The sequence below is a fragment of the Flavobacterium frigidum genome (genome assembly GCF_048286735.1).
GTDB lineage: Bacteria > Bacteroidota > Bacteroidia > Flavobacteriales > Flavobacteriaceae > Flavobacterium.
Genome location: NZ_JBLVPU010000032.1, coordinates 1 through 12,788, shown reverse-complemented (window position 1 = coordinate 12,788; position 12,788 = coordinate 1). Strand labels below are relative to the sequence as shown.

At 33.3% G+C, this 12,788-nt stretch carries 10 protein-coding genes and 1 pseudogene; 2 read left to right on the top strand and 9 right to left on the bottom strand.

The genetic code is table 11. The features are described from left to right. The first annotated feature begins 169 nt into the window (after positions 1-169). Together ACNQGO_RS14735 and ACNQGO_RS14730 are read left to right on the top strand one after the other, a co-directional pair. Positions 170-1,042, top strand: a complete 873-nt coding sequence (locus tag ACNQGO_RS14735; protein ID WP_417945920.1) for a cyanophycinase — start codon at positions 170-172, stop codon at positions 1,040-1,042. Between the two features lie 55 nt (positions 1,043-1,097). Continuing rightward, entirely contained in the window at positions 1,098-1,940 is an 843-nt protein-coding gene (locus ACNQGO_RS14730; protein ID WP_417985744.1) for an isoaspartyl peptidase/L-asparaginase, read from the top strand. A gap of 30 nt (positions 1,941-1,970) precedes the next feature. On the opposite strand, the gene ACNQGO_RS14725 is transcribed toward ACNQGO_RS14730, so the two are convergent. The 9 genes and pseudogenes from ACNQGO_RS14725 to thrS form a co-directional block, all read right to left on the bottom strand. Continuing rightward, entirely contained in the window at positions 1,971-2,768 is a 798-nt protein-coding gene (locus tag ACNQGO_RS14725; protein ID WP_417985743.1) for an endonuclease/exonuclease/phosphatase family protein, read from the bottom strand. Between the two features lie 962 nt (positions 2,769-3,730). Next, positions 3,731-4,018, bottom strand: coding sequence for a hypothetical protein (locus tag ACNQGO_RS14720; protein ID WP_417985742.1), 288 nt, complete (start codon positions 4,016-4,018; stop codon positions 3,731-3,733). Between the two features lie 191 nt (positions 4,019-4,209). Continuing rightward, positions 4,210-4,878 (bottom strand): DNA-binding transcriptional response regulator, encoded by a 669-nt coding sequence (locus ACNQGO_RS14715; protein ID WP_417985741.1) that lies wholly within the window; start codon positions 4,876-4,878, stop codon positions 4,210-4,212. 11 nt (positions 4,879-4,889) lie between these two features. Next, positions 4,890-6,623 (bottom strand): tetratricopeptide repeat-containing sensor histidine kinase, encoded by a 1,734-nt coding sequence (locus tag ACNQGO_RS14710; RefSeq protein WP_417985740.1) that lies wholly within the window; start codon positions 6,621-6,623, stop codon positions 4,890-4,892. Positions 6,624-6,771: 148 nt separating this feature from the next. Beyond that, positions 6,772-8,505 (bottom strand): tetratricopeptide repeat-containing sensor histidine kinase, encoded by a 1,734-nt coding sequence (locus tag ACNQGO_RS14705; protein ID WP_417985739.1) that lies wholly within the window; start codon positions 8,503-8,505, stop codon positions 6,772-6,774. 359 nt (positions 8,506-8,864) lie between these two features. After that, positions 8,865-9,209, bottom strand: a complete 345-nt coding sequence (gene rplT / locus ACNQGO_RS14700) for a 50S ribosomal protein L20 (protein ID WP_099716008.1) — start codon at positions 9,207-9,209, stop codon at positions 8,865-8,867. A gap of 149 nt (positions 9,210-9,358) precedes the next feature. Continuing rightward, positions 9,359-9,556 carry a 50S ribosomal protein L35 gene (gene rpmI, locus ACNQGO_RS14695; protein ID WP_022827375.1) on the bottom strand — a complete coding sequence of 66 codons (198 nt, stop codon included), beginning with the start codon at positions 9,554-9,556 and terminating at the stop codon, positions 9,359-9,361. 217 nt (positions 9,557-9,773) lie between these two features. After that, positions 9,774-10,322: pseudogene (gene infC / locus ACNQGO_RS14690) on the bottom strand (translation initiation factor IF-3); the annotation flags it as partial. A gap of 16 nt (positions 10,323-10,338) precedes the next feature. Then, positions 10,339-12,285 carry a threonine--tRNA ligase gene (gene thrS, locus ACNQGO_RS14685; protein ID WP_417985738.1) on the bottom strand — a complete coding sequence of 649 codons (1,947 nt, stop codon included), beginning with the start codon at positions 12,283-12,285 and terminating at the stop codon, positions 10,339-10,341. Positions 12,286-12,788: the final 503 nt, after the last annotated feature.

The following is a 12,788-nucleotide window of genomic DNA, read 5'->3' as shown; positions in this document are numbered from 1 at the left end:
CAAGATGCTGACCAGAATTTTAAAATTTCATTTTAATAAATCGAATATATTGCTTTATAGGACTAAAACAAAATTTATTTTTTCAATATCTTTTGATTTTAAAGGTTTAAAACTTAAAAAAACGAAAAAGTACAAGTGCTTCTTTTAACTTTTTAGTTATTTTTGTCAAATGAATATATTAGGAAAACTTATAATAATAGGCGGTGCAGTAGATAAAGGGAGTTTTACCGAAACCGATTTTGATAAAATTGCTAAAAACAATTTAAACTTTTTTGAGACGGGTATTTTAAAGCGAATACTAAACGAATCCAAGCATAAAGAGCAATCAAGAATTGAAGTAGTCACCACTGCTTCGATCATCCCAAAAGAAATAGGTCCAGAATATGTAAAGGCATTTGAATATTTGAATGCAAAAAATGTAGGTATCCTTACTATCGAAAGGCGTGAGCAAGCTGCTGACGAAGAAGTTTTGACTCGATTAAAAGCAGCTGATATTGTAATGTTTACAGGAGGAGATCAATTGCGATTGACTTCTATCCTTGGAGGAACAGCTTTTCATGATATTTTACTGGATAAGTATCACAATGAGGAATTTATTTATGCTGGTACGTCGGCAGGAGCAGCTGCAGCTTCTAACACTATGATTTATCAGGGCAGTAGTTCCGAGGCTTTATTGAAAGGTGAAGTAAAAATTTCAAGTGGTTTAGGGTTGATTGATGGTGTAATTATCGACACTCATTTTGTACAACGAGGCAGAATTGGAAGGCTTTTTCAAGCTGTCGTGGGTAATCCAAGAGTTTTAGGAATAGGACTTGGAGAGGATACCGGTTTATTAATTACCCACAATACTCAAATGGAAGCCATAGGATCTGGATTAGTTATTTTAGTAGATGGTCGTGAAATAAAAGATACGAATTTAACTAAAGTCGAATTAGGGCAGCCCATCTCGATTTCTCATTTAGTAACGCACGTAATGAGTAAATTTGATACCTACAATCTCGAAACGCATAAAATGCACATTCAATCTTCTCACTACGTATAAAACATAGTATCTTTTTCACTGCACATTTAAACGTATAAACGGAACTCTAAACAGTATGAAAGTAATCCTACATGGAGGTTTTTTCTCGGAATCTTCGACCAATATTGAAACTAAGGTAGCTAAACAAAATGCCTTAGAACGCATTGTGAAATTGTCCTATACTTTTTTAGAAACCCATTCGGCAATAGAAACTGTTGTTTATGCCGTTACGCTTTTGGAAGATGATGAATTGTTTAATGCAGGTATCGGTTCCCAAATTCAAAGTGATGGAAAAATTAGGATGAGTGCTGCAATCATGGATGGAGCAACTCAGAAAATGAGTGGCGTTATCAATATTGAAGAGGTAAATAACCCCGTGCAAGTGGCTCAAATATTAATGCAATATGATGATAGGATTTTAGGGGGTAGTGGAGCCACACATTTTGCAAGAAAGAATGGTTTTGAACCTTTTTCTACTGAGATTCCGCAGCGTAGGGCCGAATATGAGGCAAAATTAAAAACATTTGGGACGGGAACAGTAGGTTGTGTTGTTTTAGACTCGAAAGGAAAAATTGCTGTTGCGACTTCAACAGGAGGAAAGGGTTTTGAAATTCCGGGACGCATATCAGATTCAGCTACTGTAGCCGGAAATTATGCTAATGAATTTTGTGGCGTGAGCTTGACTGGAGTAGGCGAAGATATTGTGAGTAATGCCACTGCGACAAAAATTGTAACTCGTGTTACAGACGGATTTACATTACAAGAAGCTTTCTTAAAAACTTTTGACGAATTAAAACCGTTTGATGGTTTTGCAGGAGCTATAGCTATTGATAGTGAAGGAAATATGTTTCATCAAGATTCCCATCCCAGTATGGTTTTTGCCAGTTTTGATGGTGAAAAACTAGAAGTTTTTGATTGATTTTAAAAGAATAATTTTTCATTTCTGAAATTATTTTAATGAAAATTCAAACCAAATAGGAATGTGATCGGATAGCATTCGCGCATCTTTTAAGGTCGCAAAAGCACTATGAAAAGGAATAATTCCTGATTTTAAGAAATTAATTTCTGAAGCTTTATAATATATATTGTCAAATTCGGATGCAAGACATGTGCCTTTTTTGCATTCTTTTTTCAAGGAAGTTTTCTGATTGACCAAAATCGATTTATATCCCATTTTTTTCAATGGATTAAAAACATTATGCGATTGTGGGCAGTTGAAATCGCCAGCAAATAAAAGGTTTAAATTAGGATATTCATGAGGTAAAAACTTAAAGTATTTTATTTCAGTCTCAGGTTGTCGTTTTTTTGTGATGGCATGAAAATTAACGACAGTAAATTGTTTGTTTTCATATTGAAATGTACAAAAATAGGGTTCTCTGTCTATTTCGAGATGGTATCTTTTTTCCAGCCATGCTTTTCCTACCTTACTAACTTTACTGGTTTTCCACACATAAGCGTAACGTTCTGTTTTGTAAGCACTGCTGCTAGTAGGATTACTTACTGTATAATTCCATTTTGACCCTTTGCGATTGAGTTCATCGACTAATCGGGCCACAGCTTGTGCGCCACCATATCCCGCCACGACTTCCTGTATAGCGATAATATCAAAATCACGTAGAATGTTGGCAATGAGTATAATTTCTTGATTTGATTTTGATTGGCCTAAATTTTCAATATTCCAAGAAAGGAGTTTAATTTGGGAGAACCCAAAGGAGTAAAAGAGTAAAAAGGAAAGTAGTAATTTCAATTGTTAGGAGAAGATATTTTTTAGGTTTTTGGTTAAAGAGTGATCCAAATTGTAGAATTAACTAGTATAAGTGACTTGAGCGTTACTGTGTTGGTAAGTTTGACAATTATTGGTTCTTTTAGATTGTCTATTGAACAGCAAAAATAGTGAAATATCTCCAAAAAAATCATGAACCTTTTTTCAAGTTATACCCTAATTATTTTAAAATTGCAGGAATCAGAGTAAAGAATAAATATGTTGCTTTATCTTCGAGTCCAAATTTTATAAACTAAATAAATTAGGAATAAAGATCCTAGTATAATGAATGCCATGTGAAAGGAGAACAGTAAATTCGATTTTAAAACGAGAAATGACTTCATAGATTTATATTTGCCTAAAATGGACTTTAAAAAGCAGTATTTTTTTTATTTTTTAAGGAAAGAAATACAAAAATTACACTAAACAATAGTTGTATCAGTTCATCTTATATAGTTAATTTTCCTTTTCGATGTCGTGAAAAATGTTTTGCTGGTTGTTGTTTCCTAGTATTGATTGAGGTGCTTTCTATTGACTTGTCATTTTTTTTAAATCGATTTATACTGCTATTAACGAGCAGTTCATTTTCATTAGGCGGGTATTTATTTAAACCATCCTTCTGTTTTAAGGATTGCATTTTTGATGTATGAGCAAATAATGATATAAATAACGATAGACCAACAAGAGTAATTTTTTTCATTTTATTGTTGTGCGAATAGATTAGTTATTACAAGTATTCTTCGTTTTCTGAAGTACTAACTTCATAATTGGTACAGTAGCTATTCATAACCTAAATTGATTTTTCGGTACCAAAAAGATCTTTGATTAAGGGGATACCAATCGGTAAAAACCTAAACCATTAAATAAAAATAGTGCGTGATAATCTTCTATTGAAAGATTGTAGGACGTAGTACCGTTTTGATTTTTTTTATTTAAAATATATACGTTTATATTTTTACCCAGTTGCTTGCTATCCAATCGTGTAGTTGAACTTGGTAGACTTCATTTTCTAAAGCTGGATGTTGTAAAAAACTTTCAACTTTTTGAAAACTTGCTCTGGTTTGAGGAACTTTATATTTTTTTAAAAACTGATTGCAAAAATGGATTACTTCGAATTCCTCTGTTTTGTCGAGGTAAGTCCTTTCAGGAGAATCATTAGTATTAAAATATTCTGCAGTATTTGTTGTTTGAGAATAGCCAGTGAATGCTAAGTCTTCTCTTGTAAAATTTGCCATTTTAAGTTGATTTGGAGTTTCAATTGTCAAACTTAATTGCTTTACAAATCATTATTTTACGGGAAACCGTAAAAGACAAAATTATTTTTAAAAACCAGCAAGATTAAATTCTTTAAAAGGTAATTTTTTTTTGGATTTAATACTACTGCATGTGTTGAGCAGTATCTCGTTTATTTGAAGGGTTAAAAAGCTCAAATTAGACCTAAATCTTTTGTGATAGCGATAAGATGAACATTATTATTGGCTTTAAAATATATTTTTAATCTGTTGATTCGTTTCTCCAGACTGCTACTTCCATTTGGAACAATTCCTGTACTTTTGAAATTAATTGAAATTTCATCAAGAGTCAAACCATTTGATAATGATTTTAATAACGTAATATCATAGGATTCAATTTCGAAAAGGGAGTTGTCTCTCAAAGCATGTTCAATTGCTACAGTTGGCTTGATATCTTCATGATTATAAATACGCTGAATTGCGTTTTGCAGCTCAGGAATACTATCTCTCCCTTTAGATATGTAAGCATTGATTTTCAAAGTATTAAAAAGAGATTTGATTCTAAAGGATTTATCTTCTATAGAGAATACGATAGTTTTGATATCAGGTTGTATTTTTTTTACGGCTTCAATCAATTCTTCTCCTGAGACTAGCTTATTTTCTCTATGATCAGCTTTGAATGATAAATCACTAATTAATAAATCGTAAGGTTCATTGTCATGAATTGCTTTTTTTATTTTTACTAAAGCATCATCACAGTATTTAGCATGATAAATATCGAAGATTGAAATTGCTTGCAAAGCTTGAACTACAGCGATACTGATGCTGTCTAAATCCTCGGCTATTAATACTTTTTGGAACATATAATCACGTGTTATATTGGAATTGTAAAGCGCACTTTAAATCCTTTATTTGGACTAGTGTCAAAACTAATGTTTCCTTTTACAGCCAGAATACGGTTTTCCACATTTTGAAGTCCGTTTTTAGATTTTATTTGGTTTTCAGTTGCCCCGATACCGTTATCCATATAGTCAATTTGTAGTTTTTTTTCCTTTAGATTAAAAGTTAGTAGTACTAAACTGCATTGACTATATTTTTTCATGTTCACAAGCAGTTCTTGGATGACGCGATAGAGTATAATTTTTACATTACTCTCGAGGGTCGACCAATTGATTGCATCTAATCCATTTGCAATTACATTCACCTCATGTGTATTAAAATCAGTCATCATTTCTTTAAAGTCAGACAAGAACGCTGGGCCAGTTTCGACGGAGATGTTTTCTTTTGATATATTTCTTGTCCTGCTGTAAATAGTATCTAGGTTAGAGAGTAGTATTTCCTTATTTCGTGTGGTCGATAAATCCTGAGTTTCTGCAAAAGCCATGGTTTGGTATACGTCATTGGCTAACTCATCATGCAGTTTTTTCGAAATCCGAATCTCCGTTGCATACGTTGCTTTTACTTTTTCGCGTTTATTTTTGGCCAAAAGCAAATACGTAATTACAATACCTATTGCCGTGATGGCTCCCACGATGAGGTATAGAAAGATATTTTTCTTTTTTTGTGTAGCTTCCTGCTCTATTTTTTGTACTTTAAGTTGCAGGTTTTCCTCCCTTTCTTTTTTCGAATCGTATCTAATTTTAGCATACTGATTTTTGGCTTTTTGCCTAACCTTGGTGATGCTATCATTAAGGTGAAGGTATTGCAGCGCATAATTTTTAGCGGTTGCATCAGTATTTAGTTTTATTAATAATTGCAGACATTCTAAGCGATCATCTGGAATCCTAAGAGAGGTAGCAGCATTATAACCTAATACAGCGTAGTTTTTGGCTATGGCAAGATCCTTTGTTTTATAATACCCTGATAGAGACTTATAGGTGTGAATCTTACTAATGTTATTAGTTTTTAATGCTATACGCAACGAATTTAAATAGTATTCTAACGCTTTAGGATTACCTAATTCAAAATAGCAAAATCCCAAGTTTGTTAATGTTAGCGTATAGACTTCTATATTATTCGAACTTTCCTTTTTTTTGATTAAATATTCAAGTATATAACAAGCTGTCTTGATTTTTTTCATTTCTATATATATCCGAGCAATGTTATGTAATATTATTACTTTTTCATCGGAAGTTGTTTTTTTTAGTCTTAAGGCTTTATTGTAATAGCGTAGTGCATTATTATAATCTAAAGTAGATATCGAAATATTTCCCATAGTCAGATTTAGATCAAAATTATAGGGATGATCTTTCTTTTTTTCAAGTAGCGGTATGATTTCTGTTGCTGTTGTTTCAGCATCAGCGTAATCTGTTTGTATATAAAGAATGTCTGCTAAATTTATTAAGGATAAAATAATTCGTGAAGTATCTTTTTTTGTTTCAGCTGCAAATTTTGCTTTGGAATAATAGTAGTACGAACTATCGTAATTTGGTTTATGTAAAAAACTATATCCTGCATCTATATACTTATCGGTTTCAATTCGATCTGCTTTCGATCTTTTCCAATGATTCTTTACTATTTGATTTAGGTGCTTTTCTTTTTTACAAGAACTCAAGAGTAAAAATAACGTTAGTAGTGTAAATGAAAGATAAAGTTTGGTACGAGTCATTTGTCGGAAAAGCAAGAATTTAGTAATACATAAAGGTTACCTCTCCAGAAAATATAGTAGGATAGAACCTTGCTGTGTCAGACAAATATAACGGAATTATTCTTATTAATTTAGGGGATGGAGTGGTTTTAAATACAAAAAAGCAAATTTATGTTGGGATGACAATTTGCACTTTAAATCCTTTATTCGGACTAGTGTCAAAGCTAATGTTTCCTTTTACAGACAGAATACGGTTTTCCACATTTTGAAGTCCATTTTTAGATTTTAGTTGGTTTTCAGTTGCCCCGATACCGTTATCCATATAGTCTATTTGTAGTTTTTTTTCCTTTAGATTAAAAGTTAGTAGCACTAAACTGCATTGACTATATTTTTTCATGTTCACAAGCAGTTCTTGGATAACACGATAGAGTATAATTTTTACATTACTCTCGAGGGTCGACCAATTAATTGCATCTAGTCCATTTGCAATTACATTCACCTCATGTGTATTAAAATCAGTCATCATTTCTTTAAAGTCAGACAAGAACGCTGGGCCAGTTTCGACCGAGATGTTTTCTTTTGAAATATTTCTTGTCCTGCTGTAAATAGTATCTAGGTTAGAGAGTAGTATTTCCTTATTTCGTGTGGTAGATAAATCCTGCGTTTCCGCAAAAGCCATGGTTTGGTATACATCATTGGCTAACTCATCATGTAGTTTTTTCGAAATTCGAATCTCCGTGGCATACGTTGCCTTTACTTTTTCTCGTTTATTTTTGGCCATAAGCAAATACGTAATTACAATACCTATTGTCGTGATGGTTCCCACGATGAGGTAAAGTACAGTATTTTTCTTTTTTTGTTGTGCGACTTGCTCTATTTTTTGAGCTTTAAGTTGTAGGTTTTCCTCTCTTTCCTTTTTCGAATCGTATCTAATTTTAGCATACTGATTTTTTGCTCTTTGCCTAACCTTGGTGATGCTATCATTAATGTGAAGGTATTGCAGCGCATATTTTTTAGCGGTTGCACCAGTATTGAGTTCTATTAATAATTGCAGACATTCCAAACGTCTGTTTGGAATCCTAAGAGTAGTAGCATCATTATAACCTAATTTAGCATAGTTGTTTGCTAGGGTAAAATCTTTTTTTTTGTAGTATTCTGATAGAAAACTATAAGTTGAAATTTTACTGCGATTATTGGTCTTTAATGCTATTCGCAACGATTTTAAATAGTATTCTAACGCTTTAGGTTTACCTAATTCTAAATAGCAATATCCCAAGTTTGTTAATGTTAGCGTATATGCTTCTATATTATTAGAACTTTCCTTTTTGGTGAGTAAGTATTCAAATATGTAAGCGGCTTTTTTGAACTGTTTCATTTCTAGATATACCCAACCAATGTTGTTTAGTATGTCTATTTTTTCATCAGCAGTTGTTTTTTTTAGCTTTAGGGCTTTCTTGTAATAGCGGAGTGAATTTTTGTAATCTAAAGTAGTAGTAGAGATATTTCCTAAAAGTAGGTTTATATTATAATTGTAAGCATGTTCTTTCTTTTTTTCAAGTAATGGTAAGATTTCAGTTGCTGTTGTCTCAGCGCCAGTGTAATCGGATTGTAGATAATGAATTTTTGCTAAATTCAATAACGATAGAATAATGCGGGAAGTATCTCTTTTTGCCTCGGCTGAGAGTTTAGCTTTTGCATTACAGTAATAAGCACTATCGTAATTTAGTTTTTGGAAATAGACATCTCCTGCATCTATATACTTATCGGTTTCAATTCGATCTGCCTTTGATCTTTTCCAGTGATTCTTTACTATTTGATTTGGTTGTTGTTCTTTTTTACAAGAATTCAAGAGTAACAATAACGTTAGTAGTGTAAATGAAAGATAAAGTTTGGTACGAGTCATTTGTATAAAATACTGTTTTTATTTTATTGGGAAGCTATGTCAATACCAATTTAGTAATTATTAATTCTTATTTGCAAATGAAATAGGTACTTTATTTATTTTGAATTCATTACTAATTAGCTAGAATGTAGTTTTAGAACTGTCCTAAGTTTGTTAAGCTTTAGCTATGCCAAGAGTTTATGGAGTATGCAGGTGCCAAATCATTCTTCTGATAGGTAAATAGATGTGCTGTACTTTTGTTAGGATGTTTTAAATAATATATTAGGACTAGCAGGAGGCAGTTAAAACAAAAACCCCATCGCGACTAATCGGATGGGGCTCTATATCAGTAAGTAATCTAAATTGAGTTTATAAAACGTTTATTTTACTTTGTTAAGTATTGCTTTGAAAGCATCTGGATGGTTCATTGCTAAATCGGCAAGAACTTTACGGTTCAATTCGATATTGTTAGCTTTCAATTTCCCGATGAATTGAGAATAAGACATTCCTTCCAATCTAGCTCCAGCGTTGATACGTTGAATCCATAAAGCACGGAAATTTCTTTTATTCACTTTTCTATCACGGTAAGCGTAGCACATTGCTTTCTCTACCGCATTCTTAGCAACTGTCCAAACGTTTTTACGTCTACCAAAGAAACCTTTGGCTTGCTTCATTATTTTTTTTCTTCTTGCTCTTTTAGCAACTGAATTTACCGATCTTGGCATAATTTTTACTTTTTTTTTGTAGCAGGCGGCTTGAATTTAATCAAAAGCACTTAATGGCCATACTCCAAGGTTATTTGAAATTGTTTTAACCTAAAGAATTGTATTTTTCCTTTCCTTCTCCCTCTCCTTGGGGAGGGCTGGGGTGGGGATTAAATAATTCTTAATTGTTGTTTGATGCTTTTCATATCTGTTTTGTGAACTAGCGCTGAATGTGTCAAAGCTAATTTACGTTTTTTAGACTTTTTGGTCAAGATGTGACTTTTAAAAGCATGCTTTCTTTTAATCTTTCCAGAACCAGTAACTTTAAAACGTTTCTTGGCGCTAGATTTGGTTTTCATTTTAGGCATTTTTTCCTAGTGTTTTAATTTATTCTTACTTACTGTCTTTGCGAGGAACGAAGCAATCTGCTATCGTTCATCAAATTTTTTTTGATGCTATTGTACAAAGCAATCTTTCTTGCTATACAGTTTCTTTATCGTCAGAAGCAGGTTGAGCTCCTGTATTTTTTACAACTGGTTTTTGTTGATTTTCCTTTGCTTTTGGCTGTGATTGCGTTGATTTACCTTTCTTAGGAGCAATGAACATAATCATCCTCTTTCCTTCAAGAACTGGCATCGCTTCCACTTTACCAAATTCCTCAAGATCTGTTGCTAATCTCAACAATAAGATTTGACCTTGATCTTTATAGATAATCGAACGTCCTTTAAAGAAAACAAATGCTTTCAATTTTGCACCTTCTTTCAAGAACTTTTCAGCATTCTTTCTCTTAAATTCGTAATCATGCTCATCTGTTTGAGGTCCAAAACGAATTTCCTTAACGACTACTTGCGTAGATTTCGCTTTAAGGATTTTATCACGTTTCTTTTGCTCGTAAACAAATTTCTTATAATCCATGATTTTACAAACCGGAGGATCAGCATTTGGTGAAATCTCCACTAGATCCAATTCAAATTGGTCTGCTAGTCTTAGAGCCTCCGAAAGTTTAAAAACTCCTGGTTCAATATTTTCACCTACAAGTCTTACTTCTTGTATACCACGAATAAGATTATTTATTCTGTGTGCATCTTTTTTTTCTACGCGAGGTTGGTAACCTCTGTTGCTTCTTATTGCTATGACTTTATAATTTAAGTTAAACTGTAAATACTTTTAATGTTTTGTTGATCTCTTCGTTTACAATAGTTACAAATTCTTCTATTGTTACGGTGATATTTCCTTTTCCTTCTTGTCCATGACGACGTATAGAAATAGTCCCATTTTTCTCTTCTTCCTCGCCTACAATCAGCATAAACGGGGTTTTTTGCATTTCTGCATCTCTAATTTTCTTCCCGATTGTCTCGTTTCTATTGTCTATAAGGGCGCGAATTTCGTGATTTTCTAGGAGATTTAAAACTTTTTTCGCATATATTTCATATTTCTCACTCAAAGACAATATTATAGCCTGTTCAGGCATTAACCAAAGAGGGAAATTTCCTGCGGTATGTTCTAATAATATTGCAATAAATCGTTCCATTGAGCCAAAAGGAGCTCTGTGAATCATTACAGGTCTATGTAATTCGTTATCAGATCCTTTATATGTCAAATCAAAACGTTCAGGTAAGTTGTAATCCACCTGAATCGTACCTAATTGCCATTGTCTTCCAAGGGCATCTTTTACCATGAAATCTAACTTTGGACCATAGAAAGCGGCTTCGCCATATTCAACTACAGTATTCAAACCTTTATCTGCAGCAGCATTGATAATAGCATTTTCTGCTTTTTCCCAGTTTTCGTCTGTACCTATATACTTATCTCTGTTTTCTTTGTCTCTCAATGAAATCTGTGCAGTAAAGTTTTCGAATCCTAACGAACCAAATACATAAAGAACCAAGTCAATTACTTTCTTAAACTCTTCATCCAGTTGTTCTGGTGTACAAAAGATATGCGCATCATCTTGAGTAAAACCTCTTACACGTGTTAAACCATGTAGTTCACCACTTTGTTCGTATCGGTAAACAGTACCAAATTCAGCATAACGCTTTGGTAAATCTTTGTATGACCAAGGACGTACGTTGTAAATTTCGCAGTGATGGGGACAGTTCATTGGTTTCAATAAAAATTCTTCTCCTTCAGCTGGTGTGCTTATAGGTTGGAAACTATCGGCACCATATTTTGCATAATGTCCTGACGTTACATACAATTCTTTTTGACCAATATGCGGAGTCACTACTTGCTCGTAACCGCCTTTTTTCTGTGCTTTTTTCAAGAACTGCTCTAGTCTGTCTCTTAAGGCTGCTCCTTTTGGTAACCATAATGGTAAACCTGCACCTACTTTTTGTGAAAAAGCAAATAATTCCAATTCTTTACCTAGTTTTCTGTGATCACGGCGTTTTGCCTCTTCCAGTAGTTCTAAGTATTCAGTTAAATCTTTTTGTTTAGGGAAGGATGTACCGTAAACACGAGTCAACTGCTTGTTTTTCTCATCACCTCTCCAGTAGGCTCCGGCAACACTCATGACCTTCATCGCTTTGATGATTCCTGTATTAGGAATATGTCCACCACGACATAAATCAGTAAAGGTATCATGATCGCAAAATGTAATGGTTCCATCCTCAAGATTGGTAATCAGTTCCGTTTTGTATACGTTATCCTTATATAGTTCTAGAGCTTCTGCTTTAGAAACAGGACGCAGTTTGAACTCATGCTTTCCTCTTGATATTTCAAGAACACGATCCTCAATTTCTTTGAAATCAGCATCAGTGATTTTCTGATCTTCAAAATCCACATCATAATAAAACCCATTGGATATTGCTGGTCCAAGTGTTAGTTTGATTCCAGGATACATTTCCTCAAGAACCTGTGCCATTACGTGTGAAGTCGAATGCCAGAAAGCTTTTTTTCCGCCTTTGTCATTCCAGGTATATAATATAAGACTGCCGTCCGTCGTCAAAGGAGTTGTGGTTTCTACAGTTGTACCATCAAAAGAAGCCGAAATTACATTTCTGGCAAATCCTTCACTAATGCTCTTGGCAACATCCATAGGAGTAATCCCAGGAGCAAACTCTTTAATTGACCCGTCGGGCAAAGTAATCTTAATCATCGTTTGTTATTTTAAGAATGCAAATATAGACCATTACAAAAATACATACAATATATAAGGAAGGTTTGTTGTTTCAATTAGTACCAAAAACAATATTGGTACTCATTATAATTAGGTAAAGGGCAAAAGATTCTTTTAGGAGCCGTTTCCCGCTATTCGTTTCAATCTTTTCTCTCGTTAAAGAAACGAGAGAAAAGTATTTTCACTGCTATCGGGGCTAGGGGAGTAGGTTTGTAATTTGCAATTCATTTAAAATAGTAATAAATCCAGTCTTTATTAGGTATTCAATTGGTAGAGAAAGTTGCGATGCGGTTGATTATGTATAAATTCAACCGCTAATTTTGGAGATAACGCAGCTCATTCGTTTTGATAGAGTGTTGTGGTTCAAAAAAAATTACTTACAAAATTCACGTTTCCAGCGATTTAAAACATAAGTTAAGAAAAAGGCAAAAAAAAGTAAATAAAAAGCTTGTAGAAGTGAATAAAGGTGGTACTTTTGCACC